20 protein-coding genes are annotated in these 21,447 nt (G+C 48.3%); 7 read left to right on the top strand and 13 right to left on the bottom strand.

Annotated features, from left to right (window positions below; genetic code table 11):
- Positions 1-61: 61 nt before the first annotated feature.
- From BP71_RS26505 to BP71_RS26460, 10 genes are all read right to left on the bottom strand, one after another.
- Complete coding sequence (locus tag BP71_RS26505) at positions 62-712, bottom strand: response regulator transcription factor (RefSeq protein WP_496384589.1); 651 nt, start codon at positions 710-712, stop codon at positions 62-64.
- Positions 713-948: 236 nt separating this feature from the next.
- Positions 949-2,070, bottom strand: a complete 1,122-nt coding sequence (locus tag BP71_RS26500) for a DmpA family aminopeptidase (RefSeq protein ID WP_496384588.1) — start codon at positions 2,068-2,070, stop codon at positions 949-951.
- A 91-nt stretch (positions 2,071-2,161) separates the two neighbouring features.
- Complete coding sequence (locus BP71_RS26495; protein ID WP_496384587.1) at positions 2,162-3,091, bottom strand: DUF4249 domain-containing protein; 930 nt, start codon at positions 3,089-3,091, stop codon at positions 2,162-2,164.
- Positions 3,092-3,135: 44 nt separating this feature from the next.
- Positions 3,136-5,499, bottom strand: coding sequence for a TonB-dependent receptor (locus tag BP71_RS26490; RefSeq protein ID WP_496384586.1), 2,364 nt, complete (start codon positions 5,497-5,499; stop codon positions 3,136-3,138).
- Positions 5,500-5,773: 274 nt separating this feature from the next.
- Positions 5,774-6,280, bottom strand: a complete 507-nt coding sequence (folK, locus tag BP71_RS26485) for a 2-amino-4-hydroxy-6-hydroxymethyldihydropteridine diphosphokinase (protein WP_496384585.1) — start codon at positions 6,278-6,280, stop codon at positions 5,774-5,776.
- A gap of 93 nt (positions 6,281-6,373) precedes the next feature.
- A complete protein-coding gene (gene rpmB, locus BP71_RS26480; protein ID WP_031528537.1) occupies positions 6,374-6,613 on the bottom strand; it encodes a 50S ribosomal protein L28 in 240 nt (79 codons plus the stop codon).
- Positions 6,614-6,706: 93 nt separating this feature from the next.
- Positions 6,707-7,393, bottom strand: coding sequence for a response regulator transcription factor (locus tag BP71_RS26475; protein ID WP_496384584.1), 687 nt, complete (start codon positions 7,391-7,393; stop codon positions 6,707-6,709).
- Positions 7,393-8,643, bottom strand: coding sequence for a sensor histidine kinase (locus BP71_RS26470; protein ID WP_496384583.1), 1,251 nt, complete (start codon positions 8,641-8,643; stop codon positions 7,393-7,395). The genes BP71_RS26475 and BP71_RS26470 overlap by 1 nt, the downstream gene beginning before the upstream one ends.
- Positions 8,644-8,747: 104 nt before the next feature.
- A complete protein-coding gene (locus BP71_RS26465; protein WP_496384582.1) occupies positions 8,748-9,617 on the bottom strand; it encodes an N-acetylglucosamine kinase in 870 nt (289 codons plus the stop codon).
- A gap of 29 nt (positions 9,618-9,646) precedes the next feature.
- Entirely contained in the window at positions 9,647-9,892 is a 246-nt protein-coding gene (locus tag BP71_RS26460; RefSeq protein WP_496384581.1) for a cytochrome b5 domain-containing protein, read from the bottom strand.
- 138 nt (positions 9,893-10,030) lie between these two features.
- Between BP71_RS26460 and BP71_RS26455 the strand changes: the two genes are divergently transcribed.
- The 3 genes from BP71_RS26455 to BP71_RS26445 all read left to right on the top strand — a co-directional run bounded on the left by BP71_RS26455 (position 10,031) and on the right by BP71_RS26445 (position 12,584).
- On the top strand, positions 10,031-10,486 hold the full coding sequence (locus BP71_RS26455) for a hypothetical protein (protein WP_496384580.1): 456 nt from the start codon (positions 10,031-10,033) through the stop codon (positions 10,484-10,486).
- A 79-nt stretch (positions 10,487-10,565) separates the two neighbouring features.
- Complete coding sequence (gene thiL, locus BP71_RS26450) at positions 10,566-11,585, top strand: thiamine-phosphate kinase (protein WP_496384579.1); 1,020 nt, start codon at positions 10,566-10,568, stop codon at positions 11,583-11,585.
- Positions 11,586-11,726: 141 nt separating this feature from the next.
- A complete protein-coding gene (locus BP71_RS26445) occupies positions 11,727-12,584 on the top strand; it encodes a hypothetical protein (RefSeq protein ID WP_496384578.1) in 858 nt (285 codons plus the stop codon).
- A gap of 61 nt (positions 12,585-12,645) precedes the next feature.
- Here the strand turns inward: BP71_RS26445 and BP71_RS26440 are convergent, their stop codons facing one another.
- Entirely contained in the window at positions 12,646-13,476 is an 831-nt protein-coding gene (locus BP71_RS26440) for an aminotransferase class IV (RefSeq protein ID WP_496384577.1), read from the bottom strand.
- Positions 13,477-13,629: 153 nt separating this feature from the next.
- Between BP71_RS26440 and BP71_RS26435 the strand changes: the two genes are divergently transcribed.
- On the top strand, positions 13,630-14,604 hold the full coding sequence (locus tag BP71_RS26435) for a polyprenyl synthetase family protein (protein WP_496384576.1): 975 nt from the start codon (positions 13,630-13,632) through the stop codon (positions 14,602-14,604).
- Positions 14,605-14,629: 25 nt separating this feature from the next.
- Positions 14,630-15,250: a rhomboid family intramembrane serine protease gene (locus BP71_RS26430; RefSeq protein ID WP_496384575.1), complete on the top strand. Its 621-nt coding sequence runs from the start codon at positions 14,630-14,632 to the stop codon at positions 15,248-15,250.
- Here BP71_RS26430 and BP71_RS26425 read toward each other — a convergent pair.
- Together BP71_RS26425 and secA are read right to left on the bottom strand one after the other, a co-directional pair.
- Positions 15,242-15,901, bottom strand: a complete 660-nt coding sequence (locus tag BP71_RS26425) for a phosphatidylserine decarboxylase family protein (RefSeq protein ID WP_496384574.1) — start codon at positions 15,899-15,901, stop codon at positions 15,242-15,244. The two genes, BP71_RS26430 and BP71_RS26425, sit on opposite strands and share 9 nt — an antisense overlap.
- 191 nt (positions 15,902-16,092) lie before the next feature.
- Complete coding sequence (gene secA / locus BP71_RS26420; RefSeq protein ID WP_496384573.1) at positions 16,093-19,425, bottom strand: preprotein translocase subunit SecA; 3,333 nt, start codon at positions 19,423-19,425, stop codon at positions 16,093-16,095.
- Positions 19,426-19,789: 364 nt separating this feature from the next.
- On the opposite strand from secA, the gene BP71_RS26415 reads away from it, so the two are divergent.
- Together BP71_RS26415 and BP71_RS26410 are read left to right on the top strand one after the other, a co-directional pair.
- The gene (locus BP71_RS26415) at positions 19,790-20,023 is read left to right on the top strand and encodes a PspC domain-containing protein (protein WP_496384572.1); all 234 of its coding nucleotides are present in this window, start codon (positions 19,790-19,792) and stop codon (positions 20,021-20,023) included.
- A gap of 160 nt (positions 20,024-20,183) precedes the next feature.
- Positions 20,184-21,362: an acetyl-CoA C-acyltransferase gene (locus tag BP71_RS26410; protein WP_496384571.1), complete on the top strand. Its 1,179-nt coding sequence runs from the start codon at positions 20,184-20,186 to the stop codon at positions 21,360-21,362.
- The last annotated feature ends 85 nt before the right edge of the window (positions 21,363-21,447 follow it).

The raw sequence follows: 21,447 nt of genomic DNA, 5'->3' as shown, positions 1-21,447 counted from the left end.
TTTTACTAGTGGTTTTGAGGGGATGTTCTAAGGGTTTCCCACGATGCAAAACGTGGAAAAGCTACACTACGCCCATTCGGACGGCTATTTTCGTGAGACCTACCGAGTTTTTCACCCCCAGTTTCTGAAACAGGTTGCGGCGATGTGTTTCGACGGTTTTGTCGCTGATGCAAAGCTCGCTGGCAATGCGGTTGGTTGAATATTCACTGGCAACGAGCCTCAGGATTTCTACTTCTCTTTTACTCAGAAAATCCCTGGTGGAGGGAATCGGCTCCTGCATGTATTTTTCCATCGACGATTCGGCCAGTTTTATCATAACCTCCTGGCCGTAATATACTTTTCCTTCCGAAACGGAGCGGATAGCACGTTCCCATTCATCGAGTTCGGCCTCAAAAACAATGTAGCCGCTTACGCCGGAACGTACCACTTCCCTGACCGAGTCGGCCGATGGGCTTGGTGCGAGGAGCAGAAATTTTAGTTTTGGGTAAAGCTTACGGATTTTCAGAATTTGATCGGCCGTTTTTTCGGCGTGATGTGCAAATACAACTACGATATCTATTTCTCTCAGGTATGGTAACTGGGTGATTTGCTCAAGACTATTGCATTTACCAACCAGCTCAATGTAAGACCTTCTTCTCAGCCATTCTGCAACCGCCTCGCATTCCAGGGGGTGGGGGTGAACGAGACACGCGTGTGTAGTAGAATGTTCCATACTTGTCGGGGTTGAGTACTTGAATTTACGCTCCAAAATTAATCTACCTTGGTAGGTCCCGTCAATACGGTAAAGTACAGGAAAAGCCAGGTAAGATTACCTGGTTTCATAATATGTTGAAAATTAGCCATTTCTGGTAAAAAACCTAACTAATTGTTTGCATTACTTCAAATATAAGGGAAGCCCGTAGGGGTTTACACTGACCTTTTACCGTATACGTCGAACTATTTCTTTCGTCATTCTTTGACGCGGCCGTATTTGCGCATGATTTCCATCACTTTGTCTTTGGGAAGCTCCTCCACGCGGTGTCCCTGGGTACCCTCGGAAGTCCGGGCCATAAAAAGTGAATTGATGATCGCTTCTTCCGTTGCTTCTATTGCAGCCATGAAGAGGGGTGAGACATAATCGTTATGCAGGAAGCCGGAGCTGAAAACCGGCTCTGCCGTTTCGTGCAGTACTTTGTTGGCGGTGGAAAATGCAATGACATAGTCGCCGCTACCGTTGGCCGCGATGCCGCCCGTTTGCGCCATACCCAGCATGGCGCGCTTCGCGAGTCTTTTCAGGTTCCTGGCATCCAAGGGGGCGTCGGTTGCGAGTACCATCATGCAGGAACCGTCCGAGGACTTGTCCAGTGATTCCTTAAATGCATATTTGCCCAACTCCTGGCCGACCGGTACTCCGTCTACTTTCAGAACACCGCCAAAGTTGGTTTGTACCAGGACGCCGATCGTATATCCTCCTAATTTTTCAGGCAATTTGCGGGAGGCTGTGCCGATACCGCCTTTCCATCCAAAGCAGACCGTACCCGTGCCTGCGCCGACGTTCCCTTCCGTTACAGGGCCGCCCTCTGCCTGGGCCAGCGCATTGAGTACATGTTCTTTCCGCACATGTCTTCCCCGGATATCGTTGAGATAACCATCGTTCGTTTCCCCTGCCACCGGGTTCACCGATCTCACATTTTCGTTGCCTTTCAGCGCCAAAGTCCAGTCGATGATCGCGTCGGCGGCGGTAGGAACGCTCAATGTATTGGTCAAAACGATCGGAGATTCGATGGTACCGAGCTCTTCTACCTGTGAATAGCCGGTCATTTTTCCAAAACCATTACCGATGTACATGGCTGCCTGCACTTTTTGCTGAAAAAGATTGCCTTCGTGCGGGAGGATGGCGGTTACGCCCGTGCGCACATCAGCACCTTCCGTAAGCGTTATCTGCCCTACCCTAACACCTGCCACATCGGTAATGGCATTTAATGTACCTGTTGGCAGTACGCCGATCCTGATACCCATTTCGCAGGGGCGTTTCTGGGCGGCAAGCGACAGTGGCACGAGCAGCAATAAGGAGAGTACTTCTTTCTTCATGATCCGGCCTGATTCAGGATGAAATATAACAAAAAATCCACTGGGAACCGTGGTTCACCAGTGGATGCGTCTGTAGTTGAAGTGTAATCTTTTAATCGTTGTCCGGACGGGCTTTCTCCGGATCGATGATCGTTTCTTTCCGGCTAACCGCAGAGGCGCTGAAGAAACCGAGGGCTTTGGGACCTTTGGGATCGGAATTGATGACGTTGGATCTTACATTGGCAATCGGTGTGGCGAATAGCCCTCCATTTGCGCCTTGCTCGCTAACCTGTTTCAGGAACTCGAAGGCTTCGTAGGTGACACTATGCAATTCGACGCCTATTTCGGCTCCCGCCGAATACAGGGAATCTGTGGTAATTGATTCGCGTAGCGGCAAGATGAATATCAGTCCGTCGGAGGGTGCGCCGGCTCCAAATGCAGCGTCGTAGGCAATGGAAATGTTAACGGCCTTGTCGACTACCGCTTTGCCGCGAATAACGGGTTTGATCCAGTAAGTATCGCCGACACCCTCGATATCACGTGCATAAAATGACGCCACAAAGCCTTCCCGGGGGCCTTTATCCGGCTCGAAAGGCCATTTTTCGTGTCTGTAAACGACAGAATCCACGGTTGGAACGCGTTTTAGTTCGGATTTGGCGGTGAACGTGTCGGTACCATTTACGACTTTCAGCGAATAAGTACGGCCTACGTGGCCCAGTGTATCGGCTGTAGTTTTGCCCCAGGTATATTTGCCGTCGCCGTCCGGGTCTTCGAATTTGTATATTTTCCCTTTATCGTCAGTTACAGTCACTTCCGCCCCTAACACCGGTTTGGGTGCGGTGTTGTTGAAGTAAGCTTGCGACCACGATAATGTAATGGCTTGCTCGCCTGGCTGGTTGGTGAGCCAACCGTCCACCACGAGTTGGGAAGGGCCATTGGCGGTGTCGAGGTTGATCACGTCCTCGCAGCTTGTGAGCGACATCAACGCAACCGCGAACAGTACAGGGGATTTTAGATATTTTAATGTATTAAGCTTTTTCATCATTGCTGTTTTTCAGGCTCTGTATTGATTTCCGTTGGTTGATGTCAGAATTTGAAGTTGTAGGTGACGGAAGGAATGAAGTTTCCGATCACTGAATAACGTACAGCTTCTGCTTTAAGCGGGTTGTCCTCGTTGATGCGCGTGTATACCGAGAACGGATTGCGACGGTTGTACACATTGTAAACCGAGAATACCCATTCGCCTTCACCCACTCGGAACAGCTTTTTCTTCGCTTTCAATGTTGCCGCCAAATCCAGACGGTGGTAGGCCGGAATGCGGCTGTTGTTGCGCAGTCCATTGTAATTGTTCCCGATTGTAATACCGCCAACAGTGTAGCGGTTAGTAGGGAATGTCGCCGGCGTGCCGCTCTGGATCGTAAAGTTTGAAGAAAGCGATAGCCGCTTGGTCAATTCGTAAATGGCTACCGCGGTAATGTTGTGCGGCTTGTCGAAGCGGGCAGGGAACCAGTCGTCATTATTTATAGATTCTACCAAACGTTCTGTTCTTGACAGCGTGTAACTTACCCAGCCCGTAAGCCGGCCCTTATTTTTCTTTACATAAAACTCTGCTCCATAAGCCCGACCTTTGCCAAACAGCAGGTCACCAGCGAAATATTCATTCAGCAACAGATCCGAAGCGGGCACATAGTCGATCTGGTTATACATTTTTTTGTAATACAACTCCACCGAAGCCTCGTAAGTGTTATCACTGAAGTTCTGGAACCAGCCTAATGCAACCTGGTCCGCCTTTTCAGGCTTGATATTGATCCCACTCAATGTCCATACGTCCAAAGGCGAGCTTGCAGCCGTGTTGGATAGCAAATGCAGGTATTGCGACGTGCGGTTGTAGCTGGCTTTGATGGACGCATTGCTGGTGATACCGATATTCAATGCAGCTCGCGGTTCAAGGTTGCCATAGCTTTTGATCACATCACCTCTTTTGTATTCCGTGCCCGGGAAGACCGGCTCTTTGCGCGCGCCTTTCTCCGTTCCGGCATATTCATATTCTGTTGCTGGACCCAAGCTACGGAAGTAGGAGTATCTCACACCATATTGCAATGAAATGCGGTCGCCAAATTTTAGTTCATTGCCAGCATATATTGCCGATTCGTCGGCATAGCGCGGTTCGAGGCTGATGTCTGTCATCTCACCTTCCGAAATTGCGGTCGCTTTACCGGGCCGTGTATCATAATATATGTACTGGCCTCCGAACGTCAACTGATTGTTTGGATTGATATAATAGGTAAAATCGGGCTTAATGCTGGTGCTGATGATCTTGGATTTCCAGTCGAATTTATCTTTGGCGTCGGGCTTGTTCTGGTTCTGGCCCAGATTATAATCGTAATTGCTGTAATAGCCCGTCAGGTTCATGAACAGCTTGTTCGAGAAAATGTGGTTCCAGCGGGCGGTTGCTGTTTTATTTCCCCAGCCGAAGCCAAAATCACCGCCGCCGAATACATCCTTTCCAAAGTAACCCGATGCGTAGAATGTATCTTTGTTGCCCAGTTGATAGTTGACTTTCGCGGTCAGGTCATAGAAATAGAATTTCGAATCTTTCAGATCAGAATTCAGGAAAGGCTTGGCGAGGATATCGATGTAAGACCGGCGGCCCGCCACAATGAATGATCCTTTTCCTTTGGCAAATGGCTGCTCGTAGGTAAGCCGGGAGAAAATAGAGCCGATACCTCCGTTGATCTCGCGTTTCTTGGCATTACCTTCCTTCATTCTTACGTCCAGAATGGATGAGATCCTTCCACCGTATTGCGAAGGAATACCACCTTTGATCAGTTTCACATCCTTCACGGCATCAGGGTTGAAAACAGAGAAGAAGCCGAAAAGGTGGGATGAGTTGTAAACCGGGGCTTCGTCGAGGAGAACAAGATTTTGGGAAACGTCGCCGCCCCTTACGTTGAAGCCCGACGCACCTTCTCCGACCGTTGTAACCCCGGGAAGCAATTGAATACTGCGGATCAGATCGACTTCCCCCAGCAATGCGGGCATTTTCCGGATGGTTTTCATTTCCACCTTGTTCACCGACATTTCAATGCTGCGGACGTTCTCGTCCTCTTTTTTCGTCGAAATGGTCACCTCCGCAAGCTGGCTGCTTTCATCCGACATCTCGATGCTGATTGTCTTGTCCGCGTCGAGCACCAGCTCTCTTGTTACTTTCTGGTAACCGATATAGGTAAATACCAGCGTGTAGTTGCCATCGGGGAGGGTCAGTGAATAGAATCCGTAGGGGTTTGTAACGACCCCGGTTTCGGCCTCACGTACATACACGGAAACGCCGATCAGTCCCTCCCCGTTCGATTGGTCTTTTACGTAACCGCTTACGGTGTGCCGGTTCTGGGCGAGTGCCGGCAGGCTTATCAAGGCTAATAGAAGGCAATTGAGTATTTTGTTTTTCATGGGCTTTATTTGCATTTACTATAAACTGGTTTATCCTGTTGCGGTCGGTCGGAAAACAGACTGTCTGATCAGGCAGACGATCAAATTGAATTTTTCCTTTCTTACCTGACAACTCAATTTGGTTTTACCCCCTTGCATTTCGTAAAAAATATTTCGACAGCGGTTTGATCACCCGGTAAAACAAGTGTTATTCAATGTGATTTGACAGGAAAAAGTGATGAACTAATGAAAAAGCGTAATAAATGGCCGGGTACAGAAAGTGAACCTATGAAAATCAAATAGTACTATTCTGTGAAATTTTTGATACTTCGCTATTGTCCGTGCATTGGACCAGGAGTTGTTCTGAAGTTTTCTGCAAAAGTGGGTGGATGAAATCGGGCGCTATCTCGGTGAGGGGGGTGAGTACAAAACGACGGTCTTGAATACGGGGGTGGGGTAATGTGAGCCGGGCACTGTCGATAATCATATCGCCAAAATAAAGGATATCGATATCGATGATCCGCGCACCCCAGCGCTCATAGCGAATGCGTCCGAGCTCGTGTTCAATATTAAGCACGACCCTCAGAAGTTCTTCGGGCAGCAGCTGCGTTTTGATTTGCAGCACCTGGTTCAGAAATGCGGGTTGATCCGTCAAACCCCATGGAGCGGTTTCGTAGACGGCCGATTGGGAAACGATCGTACCTGCTTGCGCTGCAATGTACCGGCGGGCGGCTGCCAGCACCTGGAACCGGTCTCCCAGATTGGAGCCCAGCAAGAGATAAACGTGATCGGCTGTTTCCATGGACGTCTTGTTAACCTGTGGTAAGCCTACGAAAAAAAGGACTTCCCGATCGGAGGAAAGTCCTTTTCCAATAAATTCGTAAAATTCCTTTTATTAGAACGTAAGTGTTCCTTTGTCGTATGCTTTCTGTATAGTTGCTTCGATACCGTTTTTGTTGATGGTACGAAGAGCAGATGTTGCTACTTTCAACGTAACCCACTCTCCTGATGAAGGAAGGAAGAAACGTTTCTTCTGCAAATTCGGGAAGAATTTACGTTTTGTTTTATTGTTAGCGTGGGAAACGTTATTTCCAACGCGAGTTCTTTTACCTGTAATTTGACAAACCTTAGCCATGACCTTACAATTTTTCCAAATGAGGGTGCAAAGATGCGTAATTAATTTTTTTTGAGCAAGTAACGGCAAAAGAAATTTTCAAAAAGCTGCATTTTACCATCGCATCCGGAAACCGACACCGTGGACATTATCGATGCGGATATCGGGATCTCCCGACAGATATTTCCTTAATCTCGAAATAAAGACATCGAGGCTCCGGCCCATAAAATAGTCGTCATCACCCCATATTGCTTTCAGAAGCTCGTCCCTGCGTATGACCTGATCCGTACGGTCCGCCATGTATTTCAATACTTCCGCTTCACGAAATGTAAGGCTTTGGGAAGTCCCATTCAGCGTTAATGTAAGTTTTTGAAAATCAAATGTATACTTGCCGATTTGTACATTTCCGGGTTTGGGCGCAAGCGGCAGGTCGGATTTGCTGCGGCGGAGGAACACGTCGATTCTTAGTTTCAGCTCTTCGATACTGAAAGGTTTGGTAACATAATCGTCGGCGCCCAGGCGCAGTCCTTTGATTTTATCCTCCTGCAGTGAGCGGGCGGTGAGGAAAAGGATCGGTACCTGGCTGTCGGCACTCCGGATCTTTTCGGCCAGTGTAAAGCCATCCATGCGGGGAAGCATGATATCGAGCACGCAAATGTCGAAATGCTCCTTGCCAAAAAAATCGAGTGCTTCGGCACCATCCGTGGCGTGTACTACTTCAAAATCATATTCTTCCAGGTTATCCTTGGTTGCAAATGCGAGATTGGGGTCGTCTTCTACATACAGGATTCTCTTTTTCATCAAGCGTGTTTCTGCGGGATAGTGATTTTAAATGTACTGCCTTTGCCCAGTTGACTTTCCAGCTGAAGGTGCCAGCGATGGGCGCGCACGATTTGTTTTACGTAGCTGAGCCCGATCCCGAATCCTTTCACATTATGAACGTCGCCATAGGGAATGCGGAAAAATTGGTTAAATATTTTTTTCTGATATTCCGGCGCAATCCCAATGCCCTGGTCGCGGACAGCTATAACGAGGTTTTTGCCTTTATTATATGTTTCAATCACAACATCCGGGACGTCGTCAGAGTATTTCAGAGCATTGTCGATGAGATTGCTAATCATACACCGGAGGTGAAATGGATCTGCGTCGATCCCATTTTGTGTTGAATTACAACGGAACTGTATTTTGTCTTCGTACGGTAGCAGAATGGACTGGATCATCTCCCGGGCGTCCAGTTGTTCCTTTTGGAGGCTCAATGCATCCCGCTCCGCTTTGGCCATCGAAAGCACCATCTCTACCTGTCCCTGCAACCGAAGGATTTCATCCTGCACGATTTGCACGTAACGTTTGTGGCGCTTGGGCTGGGTAACGATGTTGTCGGAATTGAGTACGTCGGCGGCAATCCGGATGGTGGAAATGGGCGTTTGCAACTCGTGTGTCATGTTGTTGACAAAATCGCGCTGTACTTCCGAAAGCTGTTTTTGCCGCAATATGACGAACAATGCGTAAGCAAAAAAAGAAACTGCGACCAGCACCAGCACCGACGACCATATCGCTCCATTAATGCTTCCTGCGAAATAGGTCTCCTGTTCGGGAAAGCGGACGCCGAAGTAGTAGGGGTACTTGTCTGTTTTAATCCAGTTTGAAGTCTTCGTAGGGATTTTGGCATTGTTCTTGGTACTCAGCGACATACCATAGCGGATGCGGTTGGTCGTACAGTCATAGATCCCGATCTCGAAATCGGCAATGAGATTGTGCTTCTGGAAACTATCCTTGATAAAGTGTTCCAGCATTTCCGGTTGGGTAGTTGCATTGGTATTGACCAGGAAATATTCGGGGGACAGTTGCTCAACGGGATTACTCGTTTGCATCACCCCGCAAACGGTGGCCAGTTTCCCGGCTACATCCTGCAATGCGATATGCGCATTCTGGTTGAACTGGCGGTGCCTGAGCTCCAGAGCCTGTTTAACCCAGAAAATCTGTGTGATCACCACACCGATAATGAGGAGTGCAGAAAAAACGGTCAGGGATTGAATGGTGCGTCTTGACATAACAAACTCGATATGACCATTAAATATAAGGTCATTCGTTCAATTAAACAGGCTAATGAGATTTAACATAGCGGGTTGAGGCCTGTTTAACATTTTATTAACTTTTATATTTCGAAGTCAGCCAGATGGTACCGGATAAGGCCCTCGAGTGGCGATTTCAGAATCTGGCCCTGTTGTAATCCGTTTGCCTCCAATACTATGTGGAGTATATCCTGGTAGTAATAGGCGATGGAGCCTGTAAAATGGACAGGATACCGGCCGGCGTTTTCATGCTTTAATATATATTTCTTTACAAATAAGCCGAATGCATTGATCAGCAGTTCTCTGATAAAGATATGCGATTTGTTTTCCGCAATAAATTTTGAAAAAGATGCGAAATACCGGTTAGGGTAAGGCTTTTTATAAGCATGATCCAGGACAATCAACCGGTTAATCTCTGGATATTGGTTCGCAAAACTTTCGTGCAGGTCTTGCGGCAGCTCATTCTGAAGGTAATGCACAACCAAGGTTTTGCCCAGATAGGAGCCGCTTCCCTCGTCGCCCAGCCAGAAACCCAGCGAGCCTATGGAGCGTGTAATGCGACGGCCGTCAAAAAATGCATTGTTGGCGCCGGTACCCAGAATGCACGCAAGGCCTGGCTCATGGCCGCATAATCCGCGGGCAGCGCCGAGCATATCGGATGCTACTTCTTCCACGGTTGCAGAAGGAAAGCATTGTTTGAGGGCATTGGTTACCGGAAGACTGGATTTTTCGTCCGCACAACCCGCACCGTAGAAGAAAATTTTATCGACAGGACCGCTAAGTCCCGAAACCAGCTGACTTTGTAAGACAGGGACGATTTCCTCGGTAGTCTGGTAAAAAGGGTTAATGCCTGCTGATTGCAGCAGTTGGCGCTCACCTGATTGTGTTTCGATGAACGCCCAGTCAGTTTTGGTGGAACCGCTGTCGGCGATCAGAAAATGTGGGGAAGGCATGTAAGAATTTTTCGATCCTGAAATTATTTTTACTTGGATTGCTCGGGCAACAGGAGCTTTCCGACGATGCTGAAGCGTTCGAACACCCGTTCGGTGTGCGGGGCGTCGCCGAGCTCCTTGGTGAGATCCTGGCCAGCCCAGTGCTCATAGTGATGTCCGTTGCGCCAAAGCCGTGAAGTGCTCACATCGTAGATTTTTCCTTTGTAGGCGCACCATATTTCTTCACGGTCCTGTCCGTTGCGAAGAGCCAGTTGTGCCCTGGTATATTCTTTCATTGCATTGTTTTAGCGCGCAAGTTAACGATAAGGGTGTTCCGTTAGAAAATTAAAAAATGATCTGTCATGAATATTTTGATTATAAGACTAAAAAGTAAGAACTTGGCGTTTTGAAAAGACATTCACGAAAAATAAAATATGAAAAAAAGTTACGCTCTTCTTTGGTGCTCATTCATGATTTTAGGATTGATAGCATTTAGCTGCAAGAAGGATCCGAAGCCAGTTTCTGAAAGAATTGCAAAAGCGTGGACCGTGGAATCGGTAAAACACAACGGTGTCGTTGTGTACACCAGAGGAGGATCCAACAACCAGGCTGCCGGCTATTCCGGCTTCAGGCTTACTTTGACGAATGCAGGCGGTGCGAAAACTTCCTCTCTGACTGAGTTGGATGGCAGGACATTTGCCGGAAATTGGGATGTGGAAGGAGACACCAAACTGATGCTGACAGCGCTTAATCCTGCACCCACCGGAACCGGGGGAACTATCGGATACACGATCAACCTGCTGGAAGATTCCAAGCTGATCATTACACTTCTGGAAGGAAGCAAGAAGACCGGCGGTACGATTAACGAATATACACTGACAAATCCCTAAGCGGGAGTTCAACAGGATATCCAGAGCGAAGCCATTTCCAATCCGGGAATGGCTTCGCTTTTTTGTCTAATTTTGCAGGATGGAAACAAGAACTGAAATCAGCAGCCTGGGGGAATTCGGGCTGATCCAAAGAATAAATAAAGGAATCAGAACCACGTTGCCTGATACTGTAAGAGGTATCGGTGACGACGCGGCTGTTATAGATATGGGAGAGGAGTTTGGGCTGCTTTCCTCCGATATGTTGCTGGAAGGTGTCCATTTCGATCTGACATTCTTTCCGCTGAAACACCTCGGATACAAATTGATTGCCGTCAATGTCTCCGATATCGCAGCCATGAACGGTATTCCACGTCAGGTGACGGTGAACATCGCATTGAGTAACCGCTTCTCTGTGGAAGCGGTGGATGAGCTCTATGAAGGAATGAAAACGGCCTGCAAGGACTTTAATGTAGATCTGGTAGGTGGCGACACCACTTCCTCACGATCGGGCCTCATTATTTCAGTAAGCGTTTTCGGGAAGGTGAAGAAGGAAAAGGTGGTGTACCGGAACACTGCCAAGCCGAATGACCTGCTTTGTGTGACCGGAGATCTCGGTGGTGCTTATATGGGCCTGCAATTGCTGGAAAGGGAAAAGCAGGTCTTCCTCGCTAATCCTAATATGCAGCCGGAGCTGGACGGGAAAGACTACGTCATTCAGCGGCAACTTCGCCCGGAGGCGAGAATGGATGTAATTTACGAGCTTGACGAGGCTGGGGTTGTACCCACTTCCATGATCGACGTCTCGGATGGTCTCGCGTCGGACCTGCTACATATATGCGCCCAATCGGGCGTGGGAGCGGTTGTTTTCGAGGAGCGGTTGCCTATCGACGAGCAGACTTATCTGGCGGCATCCGAGCTGAATATCGGGGCGGCCACGGCCGCGCTAAACGGAGGCGAAGATTACGAGCTGCTTTTCACTGTTTCGCAATCGGCCTACGAGCTGATCAAAAATAACCCAAAGATTACCTTTATCGGGTATATAACCGACAAAAAAGGGGAAGTGGAATTACATACCAAGGGGGATTCCCGCATTCCGCTAACTGCCCAGGGATGGAGTTAGAAAGTTGTTTTTACTAATCATATCAAAGCGTAACCTGACGGGTTATGCTTTTTTGTTTTCAGGGAACCACGCAACCATCGGAAAGTTTTGGTCGTAATCGAGACAAATCAATTCATCTCTAAACAATCATAATTAAATCCGATGAAAATCTTTTCAACTTCCCGAATGCTGGTTGTGCTGGGATTGCTAATGGCTGTCAGCCTGTCCTGTTCAGACGACGATGACGATCCGACCCCCATACCGGTTTCCAACGATGTTCAATTGAAAGACAATGCGACGCTGGGTAAGATCCTGACTGACAAGGACGGCAAAACACTTTACTTTTTTTCCAAGGATGCAGCGGGGACATCGGCTTGCTCAGGCGGATGTGTAACGAACTGGCCAATCTACTCTGCGGGTGACCTTGCTGCCATTAAGCTGGATACAGGCCTCGATAAGGCCGACTTCGGCACTATTACCCGGGCAGACGGCACAACTCAGACGACTTACAAGGGCTGGCCGCTTTATAAATATAAAGACGATGCTGTTGCCGGGGATGTGAAAGGGGAGAACGTAGGCACAATCTGGTTCGTTGCGAAAACCGATTATTCCATTATGGTTGCCAGCGCCCAGCTTGTGGGCAATGACGGGAAGTCCTATAAGTCGGATTATACAGAAGGGACAGGCGAAACGCAATTCTTCGTGGATGGTATGGGAAGGACCTTGTATGCCTTTGCGAACGACAAAAACAATAAGAACAACTTCACAAAAGCCGACTTTTCAAATGACAATGTCTGGCCGATCTACACCGCGGACCTGAAATCACTGCCTTCGACCGTCGATAAGACGTTGTTCAGCACTATTGATGTTTTTGGGAAAAAACAGGTGACCTATAAAGGTTGGCCGCTGTACTATTTCGGGCTGGATGGTGCGACTAGGGGAGCTACCAAAGGGGTGAGCGTGCCGAAACCTGGCATCTGGCCTATCGTGAATAAGAATTCACCAAATGCGCCTAACTAAATAAGTGCTTATTACAAGGTAGTTGAAAGTGGCTTTCCCCCCGGGAAAGCCACTTTTTGTTTTATCTGGCCCAGTTTGCAACAACCTCTTCAAAAAGCTGTTGCAGCAGCAGCGTACGTTTTCCTGCAACGCCGTTTCCGACCGGTTGCTCGCCGATCTGTACAACAGGCATGACCCATTTAGTGGTGCTGGTCGTAAACACTTCGTCTGCGGTGATCACCTCTTTGTAGGTAACGGGCCGGACTTCTACGTCGAAATGACCTTTGGCGAGCTCGATCACCACCCGGCGGGTAACACCGTTCAGGATGTTCCGGTCGGAAGTAATGAGTTTGTCGCCCTGAAAAATGAATATATTACTGCGGGTGAGTTCGCTTACTTCGCCATTGTAATGGAAGAGCAGGTCGGCCGCCTGCTGGCGTTTCAGCTCATCGGCCATCAGCACCATATGGACGTAATTTGTTGTTTTGACCTCAGGCAAGTCCCGTACATATTCATATGGAAGCACCTTAATGCCCTGGAGACGACCGGCCGGATTATCCTGCGGAAGCGGCTCGGTGCGGATCAGTAAATTGGGCTGTACCACATGCACGCTGTCGGGCGCATAACCGCCGGTGAGTACGAACCGGAATGCAACCTCCTTTTCTCCCGACATGGAATGCAAATCGGCGAGTACCTTTTCTATCTCGCTTTGTGATACGGGCAACGGCAGTTTGAGCAGCCTGGCTGAATTTTCGAACCGCTGCCAGTAATCGTCCCATCGAAACGGGACGCCATTGTAGGTCCTGAAATAATCGAACAAACCAAAACCACGAAGTAATGCCAGATCATTGGTTCGGAAAACCGGATCGTCGATCCCGATGATGTCACCGTTAAAATATTGGTAAAAAGGCATGAAGAACAGTTTTTATTAATCGCGATAAAGATATTGATAAACACCAGGCAAATACTGCTTTTGTAAATGTAAATGCCAATTTTTAGGCTTTATCTTTGCGGTTCTTACATCACCGTCAGGCCTGAAACCGTGCCTGCGAACATGACGCTTCGAATGATTGAACCCACTGCATTACTTGATAAGCTCCAGATTGAATTTGACCGGCATTCTTACGGAGATGCTCCCGCAGAGCTCTATGAACCCATCACTTACATTATGTCCCTGGGAGGCAAACGTTTCCGCCCGTTACTGACTTTGCTTGCCGCTTCGATTTTTGATGAAAACCTGGAAAAGGCAATGAAACCGGCGATGGCGGTTGAAGTTTTCCACAATTTCACACTGATGCACGACGACATTATGGACCGGGCACCGTTGCGCAGGGGTAAGCCTACTGTGCACGAGCAGTGGAATGCGAATACTGCTATTCTTTCGGGCGATGTGATGCTGATCAGGGCCTACGACTTGCTGCTGGACGTGCCGAAAGAAAAATTGAGGAAAGTGCTGAGCCGGTTTAACCAGACCGCGGCGGAAGTTTGCGAAGGACAGCAGCTCGATATGAATTTCGAGACCCGCTGGGATGTCGCGGAGGAAGAGTACATCGGGATGATCCGGCTGAAAACTTCAGTGTTGCTGGGTTTTGCCCTCGAACTGGGCGGGATCATTGCGGGTGCGGATGAGGAGACAGTTGGTCTGTTATACGCGGCGGGTGAAAATATGGGTATTGGTTTTCAGCTCAAAGACGATTTGCTGGATGTGTATGGCGATCCTGCGAAGTTTGGTAAGCAGGTCGGAGGAGATATTATTGCAAACAAAAAAACCTTTTTGTTGATAGAAGCTTTGACAAAAGCCGACGGAGCATTGAAAGCGGAACTCGACCATTGGATCGGGCTCGAAACTTTCGACCATACGGAAAAAGTAAATGCTGTGCGGAATATCTATGATGATCTGGATATCCGGTCTTTTACCGAACATAAAATAAATGAATATTTTTCGCGGGGAATAGCTAGTTTACAGCAACTGCGGACGGATAGTGTTCAGAAGAAAGTGCTTTTGCAGTTTGTGGAGCAGCTGGTGGCGCGGGAAAAATAATATCTTTTAACAAACAACCAATTTTATGTCGATTACCCTCATTCTGGTCATCATCACTTCGGGGATCAGCTACTATGCTTTGAACAATTACAGTTTAATGGATAAGCTGATCCTCAATCCTTATCGCGTAACGCAGCGTAATGAATACTACCGGTTTGTGACCTCCGGATTTGTACATGCCGATTTTGGCCACCTGATCTTCAATATGCTTAGTTTATGGTTTGTGGGAGAGGGTATCGAGCGTTTGTTCGCAATGCTTTTCGGTTCGAGCGGCACTTTCTATTACTTGCTCCTTTACATTATCGGCATCATTGTTTCGGATATCCCAACCTTCCTGAAACACAGGAAGAATTCGAAATACAATTCTTTGGGAGCTTCGGGGGGTGTTTCCGCTGTACTCTTTGCCGCAATCCTGTATGCACCGCTGATGCAGATATGTCTTTATTTTTTCATATGCATGCCGGGATTCATTTTCGGACTGCTTTTCCTGGGTTATTCGTTTTATGAAGCAAAAAGGGGCACCAGTTATGTGAACCACAGCGCCCACATGTATGGTGCGATCTTTGGAATGGTGTTTATGGCGGTTGTATACCCAGGCTCGGTTCCTTTGTTTTTCGAGCAGATCCTGAGCTGGCGGTTATTTTAACGTAGCTAGAACGGTTACACTGCCCACTGTTTTGTCTTGAAGATTTACCTTAATTTCGGCGTCCAGGGGGATGAAAATATCTACTCTGGACCCGAATTTGATGAAGCCCATTTCGGTGCTTTGTTCCACCCTATCACCTTCTTTCACATACCAGCGTATACGTCGGGCTGCTGCACCCGCTATCTGGCGGAATAGGATGTCGATACCCGCAATGGTGCGGATCACGACCGTAGTACGCTCGTTTTCCGTACTGGATTTGGGATGCCATGCTACGAGGTAGAGGCCGGGATGATATTTGAAGTACTGAACCACACCACTAATCGGATTCCAGTTGACGTGTACGTTCAAAGGGGACATGAAAATGCTGATCTGGCGCCGGGGACCTTTGAAATATTCGTTCTCGACAACTTCCTCGATCACTACCACCTTTCCGTCACAGGGCGCGACGATTTCGCGGTCGCTTTTGTGTACAATGCGTTTGGGGACACGAAAAAACTGAACGACCAACAGAAAAACAATAATGCTGCCGATCAGCACGATCCGGGGAATCCAATAGCCGTCGGGAAGGAGATAATTGATACCTAAATTGATAACGATCAGTATAATGGCCGTCACAGCCATGATGGTATACCCCTCTCTGTGCAGTTTCATGCAGGTTTATTTTTGTTAATGATGGTCTTTGAAATGCAAATATCGCATAAATCCTGATTCGCCGGTCATGAAAAACCCTGCCAGTTGGGGCAGGGCTGTATTTTTTGTCGACGGTCGTGGAGATTAATTATTTCTCACTACACTTATGATAATCCCCGACTAATTAGGGTCAGGACTGACTCGTCACGCTGTTATTCAATTACCACGCAGTCGCCGTTTTTAACTTCGTGCTCTACCTTTTTGAACTTCACATCCCGCAGAATGCGCCCATCGCGGTATTGCACCGAAACTTTCTGATTGCGGTCCGCAATTTTAATCGTGCGTACCGGTTGGGACTTAGGGCCTGATTCTTCTCCCACAAAACTATCACCTTCCACGTCGAAATCTTCTTCGCGGTTGGTATGGAGTTCAGGAGTAGGGGCCGGACGGCGAACCTGCTGCTGAACGGCTGTCGCGGGAGCAGCCTCTTCCTGTGGGATATCCGCTTTCATGAGGAAAGAGATCATGTCAAAGTTAACTTTGCTCAGGAAGCGCTTAAATAGCTCCACAGACTCGAATTTATAAATCAGCAATGGATCTTTTTGCTCGAATACCGCATTCTGAACCGACTGTTTCAGGTCATCCATCTCACGCAAATGCTCTTTCCATTCCTGGTCGATCAAAGAAAGTACGATGGCTTTTTCCATTTCACGGGTGATTTCTTTGCCCTCGCTTTCAATGGCTTTCTGCAAACCTACCACAACACCGGTCTGACGGAGCCCGTCGCTGAACGGGATCATGATTTCGGAGATCATCGCACCGCGTTCCGCATGGATGGAACGCAATACCGGCAATGCCTTTCCGGAGATGCCATTGTTTTTATCCTGATATTGTTGCTCAGCTGCTTCGTAAAGTTTCTGAGTCCGTTCCGTAGGTTTCAGTGAAGCATATTCAATTTCACTGTAAGGAACTTCCATTCCCAGGGTTGTGATTGTAGCGAGTTCAAGCTCGGCATATGTTCCAGCGGTATTGACGATTTCATCACACACATCAAACAATGTATTAGCGATATCTACCGCAAGACGGTCTCCGAACAATGCATTGCGACGTCGTGTATAAATTGCATCGCGTTGATAGTTCATCACGTCGTCATACTCCAGAAGGCGTTTACGCATGCCGAAGTTGTTTTCCTCTACTTTCTTCTGAGCTCTTTCGATCGACTTGGTGATCATGCTGCTCTGAATCACTTCGCCTTCTTCGAGGCCCATACGGTCCATTACCTTCGCCATTCTGTCGGAACCGAAAAGGCGCATCAGACTATCTTCCAATGACACGAAAAACTGAGAAGAACCCGGGTCACCCTGACGTCCCGAACGACCGCGGAGCTGGCGGTCGACGCGGCGGCTTTCGTGCCTTTCCGTACCGATGATCGCCAGACCGCCCGCTTGTTTAGATTCGGGGGTGAGCTTAATATCCGTACCACGACCTGCCATGTTGGTGGCGATGGTTACTGTGCCTGGCTTACCTGCTTCCGCAACGACTTCCGCTTCGCGCTGGTGTTGTTTTGCATTCAACACCTGGTGCTGGATTTTGCGGAGGGTCAGCATGCGGCTGATGATCTCAGAGTTTTCAACCGAAGTGGTACCCACGAGTACCGGCCTTCCTGCTTCAACCAATTCGACGATCTCGTCCGTTACAGCGTTGTATTTCTCCCGAACGGAGCGATAGACTTTATCTTCCTGGTCTTTACGGACGATCCCTCTGTTGGTCGGGATCGTAACAACGTCCAGTTTATAAATTTCCCAGAATTCACCTGCTTCCGTCTCAGCTGTACCGGTCATACCGGCCAGCTTGTGGTACATCCGGAAGTAGTTTTGGAGGGTAACAGTCGCGTAAGTCTGTGTCGCATCTTCAACCCGGACGTTTTCCTTTGCCTCGATCGCCTGATGCAAGCCATCGGAATAGCGGCGACCTTCCATGATACGACCGGTCTGCTCATCCACGATTTTGACTTTACCGTCCATGATCACGTATTCGACATCTTTTTCAAACAGCGTGAATGCTTTTAATAGCTGGTTGACTGTGTGGATACGCGCCGTTTTAACGGAATAGTCACGGATCAGTGCTTCTTTCTGGATTACCCGGTCATGCTCAGTAAGTGAAGCGTCTTTTTCGATTGCGTCGAGATCTACCGCAATGTCGGGGAGGATAAAGAAATTGGTCTCTTCGGATTCTCCTGTAAGGAAATCGATCCCTTTTTCAGTGAGTTCGATACTGTTGTGGCGCTCGTCGATGGTAAAATAGAGCGGCGCATCCGCCATAGGCATCAACTTTTGATTTTCAGCGAGGTAAATCGACTCTGATTCCTGCATCATCGCCTTGATACCGGGTTCGCTGAGATATTTGATGAGTGGCTTGTATTTGGGCATACCACGATGTGCGCGGAATAGTGCCAGGCCACCCTCTTTTTTATCTCCGGCGGTAATTTTCTTTTTTGCATCGTTCAGAAAGTCCATTGCCAGGCGCTTCTGGGCTTCAACGATCCGGGAAACGCGAGGTTTCAGTTCCAAAAATTCCTGTTCGTCGCCACGGGGTACGGGGCCACTGATGATCAATGGCGTTCGCGCGTCGTCGATCAAAACGGAATCGACCTCATCGACCATTGCAAAGTGGTGTTTACGCTGAACCAGCTCTTCCGGAGTGCGTGACATATTGTCACGCAGGTAGTCAAAGCCGAATTCGTTGTTGGTTCCGTAAGTAAGATCCGCCTTGTATGCGTTCCGGCGTGCGATTGTGTTAGGTTGGTGACGGTCGATACAGTCAACACTCATTCCATGGAATTCAAAAAGAGGTGCGTTCCATTCGGCATCACGTTTGGCCAGGTAGTCGTTTACGGTTACGATGTGAACACCCTGACCTGCCAATGCATTGAGAAAGGAGGGAAGGGTTGCGACCAGCGTTTTACCCTCACCAGTTGCCATTTCGGATATCTTACCCTGGTGCAGTACCACACCGCCGATCAGCTGCACATCGTAGTGGATCATGTTCCATTTGATAGGCTGGCCGATCACGTCCCAGGTTGTATTCCAATATGCTTTATCGCCACTAATGGTCACATTCGACTTTCTGGTGGAAACTTCGCGGTCAAAATCGTTGGCGGTTACTTCCAGTTTATCGTTTTCAGTGAAACGGCGGGCGGTATCCTTGACGATCGCGAATGCTTTCGGAAGAATATCGAGCAGTACCTTTTCAAGTTCTTTATTTCGGTCCAGTTCCAGCGCGTCAATTTTCTTGAATATCGCTTCCTTGCTGTCCACATTAGGCTCGTCGGCAGCCTGCTGTCTCAATGCTCCGATTTGATCGTCGATGGATTGAAGTTGATCAGCAATATGTTGTTTCAGACTCGCGGACTGTGCCCGGAGTTCGTCGTTCGACAGCGAGGCAAGTAACGCATATTCGGCACTGACTTTATCAACGTACGGGGTCAGTTCCTTCAAATCCCGTTCTGATTTTGTGCCAAATAGCTTGGAAAATATTTTAAACATGATTGTGATGTATGTTTTTAAACCGGTTTTTTCTTTAAAAAATATTGAGCCTGCCACAAACCGGATGCCAGATTGTCAGCAAAACTGTTTGTTATAGTCCCAAAGGTAATTCATTGCCAATAGTATTACGCAACATCTACCATAATCCTAATGCATATCTAATCTTTTTCCTGCACTTGTTTCGCTTTCACGCGGACCGTCGGTAACGCTGAATTATAGTGATCTAAATCTGGCTGACCCGACGTTGCCAATCATTGAAAATAACCCATGCTAACACGCTAAGACCGTTTGTACACAAATGAATTCACTACTTGGCAATGCATAGTACCTTTGAAACATCAAAACGAAATAAACAGATATAGCCATGAACCACAATAGATTATTCCGCAATACCAGCAACAAGATGATCGGCGGTGTAGCCTCCGGACTTGCAGATTACTTCGAGATCGACGTGACGATTATCCGGGTCCTTTTGGTACTCGCCGTTTTTATACCTGTCACTTTCCCTGTAATCCTGTTTTATATCATCCTTTGGATCGTCATGCCCGATGCCGCAAAGCGACCCAAACAGCTGGAAGGAGGGCATATTCCTTCCTAGAAATTAATTCTCCATCAGCAAAGACTTGGTAATTGCAAACCGTCGGAAAACAAACTCCGGCGGTTTGTTGTTTTATGATTAATTTCTATTTTTACAATGGTATGCAGGCATACTATTCTCTGGCCTGCTTTCATCCACTGATTTCAAACACTACTCAAATATGAATGCATACATTGTGGCGGGTTATCGAAGTGCGGTAGGGAAGGCGCCGAGAGGTGGTTTCCGGTTCACGCGTCCCGATGATCTCGGTGCGACGGTGATCAAACACCTGTTGGAACAGTTGCCCGCTTTGGATCCGGCGAGAGTCGACGACGTGATTGTAGGGAATGCGGTGCCTGAGGCGGAGCAAGGTATGCAGATGGGACGGTATGTTGCTTTGCTTTCATTGCCGAAGAATGTTTCGGGTATTACTATTAACCGGTATTGTGGCTCGGGTGTGGAGGCGATTGCGATGGCATCGGCCAAAATTCACGCAGGCATGGCTGAATGTATTATCGCCGGAGGAACCGAATCTATGTCGCTGGTGCCGACAATGGGCTGGAAAACAGCATTGAACTATGAGATAGCCCATACCAACCCTGATTACTATTTAAGTATGGGCCTGACGGCCGAACAGGTTGCCACGGATTTTCATATCAGCAGGGAAAAGCAGGATGAATTTTCTTTTCAGTCGCACCAAAAAGCGCTGAGAGCACAGAAGGAAGGCTGGTTTGCAGATGGCATTGTGCCTGTTACCGTGAAAGAAACTTATTTCGACGCAGCTTCGGGAAAGAAAAAGACAAAAGAAACCGTCATCAGTAAAGATGAGGGCCCCCGAGCCGACACCACGGTTGAGGCGTTGAATAAACTGAAACCGGTTTTCGCGGCGGGTGGATCTGTAACGGCAGGGAACTCCTCCCAAACTTCGGACGGTGCAGCATTTGTAATGGTGATGTCCGAAAGGATGGTGAATGAGTTGGGATTGAAACCGATTGCCCGGATGATGTCGTACGCGACCGCAGGTGTAGATCCGCGTATTATGGGTATAGGGCCGGTGGCTGCTGTTCCGCTCGCATTGAAACAGGCTGGTTTGAAATTGGCTGACATAGAGCAGATAGAGTTAAATGAAGCTTTTGCAGCCCAATCTCTGGCTGTCATCCAGGAACTGGGCATCGACCCGGAAATTGTCAACCCCAATGGCGGTGCGATAGCATTGGGCCATGCATTGGGTTCTACTGGTGCCAGACTTTCGGTCCAACTCTTCAATGAAATGAAGCGCCGGAGCCAGAAATATGGTATGGTAACTGCATGCGTGGGCGGCGGGCAGGGGGTCGCGGGTATTTACGAACGGCTTTATTAGGCCGTAGGCTAACAATCGATGCTAATTTGAGTGTCTCCCCGGAAGTGTTAACCATCTTCCGGGGAGATTCTTTATTTTTGCCCGT

The sequence above is a fragment of the Dyadobacter ginsengisoli DSM 21015 genome, assembly GCF_059568735.1.
The sequence above is the reverse complement of the archived record's forward strand: the minus strand, read 5'-3'. Positions and strand labels throughout refer to the sequence as shown.

Bases quoted from the DNA above. Each gene is read 5' to 3' on its own strand.
- BP71_RS26505 (WP_496384589.1), bottom strand. From the start codon at position 712: ATGGAACATTCTACTACACACGCGTGTCTCGTTCACCCCCACCCCCTG.
- BP71_RS26500 (WP_496384588.1), bottom strand. From the start codon at position 2,070: ATGAAGAAAGAAGTACTCTCCTTATTGCTGCTCGTGCCACTGTCGCTT.
- BP71_RS26495 (WP_496384587.1), bottom strand. From the start codon at position 3,091: ATGAAAAAGCTTAATACATTAAAATATCTAAAATCCCCTGTACTGTTC.
- BP71_RS26490 (WP_496384586.1), bottom strand. From the start codon at position 5,499: ATGAAAAACAAAATACTCAATTGCCTTCTATTAGCCTTGATAAGCCTG.
- folK (WP_496384585.1), bottom strand. From the start codon at position 6,280: ATGGAAACAGCCGATCACGTTTATCTCTTGCTGGGCTCCAATCTGGGA.
- rpmB (WP_031528537.1), bottom strand. From the start codon at position 6,613: ATGGCTAAGGTTTGTCAAATTACAGGTAAAAGAACTCGCGTTGGAAAT.
- BP71_RS26475 (WP_496384584.1), bottom strand. From the start codon at position 7,393: ATGAAAAAGAGAATCCTGTATGTAGAAGACGACCCCAATCTCGCATTT.
- BP71_RS26470 (WP_496384583.1), bottom strand. From the start codon at position 8,643: ATGTCAAGACGCACCATTCAATCCCTGACCGTTTTTTCTGCACTCCTC.
- BP71_RS26465 (WP_496384582.1), bottom strand. From the start codon at position 9,617: ATGCCTTCCCCACATTTTCTGATCGCCGACAGCGGTTCCACCAAAACT.
- BP71_RS26460 (WP_496384581.1), bottom strand. From the start codon at position 9,892: ATGAAAGAATATACCAGGGCACAACTGGCTCTTCGCAACGGACAGGAC.
- BP71_RS26455 (WP_496384580.1), top strand. From the start codon at position 10,031: ATGAAAAAAAGTTACGCTCTTCTTTGGTGCTCATTCATGATTTTAGGA.
- thiL (WP_496384579.1), top strand. From the start codon at position 10,566: ATGGAAACAAGAACTGAAATCAGCAGCCTGGGGGAATTCGGGCTGATC.
- BP71_RS26445 (WP_496384578.1), top strand. From the start codon at position 11,727: ATGAAAATCTTTTCAACTTCCCGAATGCTGGTTGTGCTGGGATTGCTA.
- BP71_RS26440 (WP_496384577.1), bottom strand. From the start codon at position 13,476: ATGCCTTTTTACCAATATTTTAACGGTGACATCATCGGGATCGACGAT.
- BP71_RS26435 (WP_496384576.1), top strand. From the start codon at position 13,630: ATGATTGAACCCACTGCATTACTTGATAAGCTCCAGATTGAATTTGAC.
- BP71_RS26430 (WP_496384575.1), top strand. From the start codon at position 14,630: ATGTCGATTACCCTCATTCTGGTCATCATCACTTCGGGGATCAGCTAC.
- BP71_RS26425 (WP_496384574.1), bottom strand. From the start codon at position 15,901: ATGAAACTGCACAGAGAGGGGTATACCATCATGGCTGTGACGGCCATT.
- secA (WP_496384573.1), bottom strand. From the start codon at position 19,425: ATGTTTAAAATATTTTCCAAGCTATTTGGCACAAAATCAGAACGGGAT.
- BP71_RS26415 (WP_496384572.1), top strand. From the start codon at position 19,790: ATGAACCACAATAGATTATTCCGCAATACCAGCAACAAGATGATCGGC.
- BP71_RS26410 (WP_496384571.1), top strand. From the start codon at position 20,184: ATGAATGCATACATTGTGGCGGGTTATCGAAGTGCGGTAGGGAAGGCG.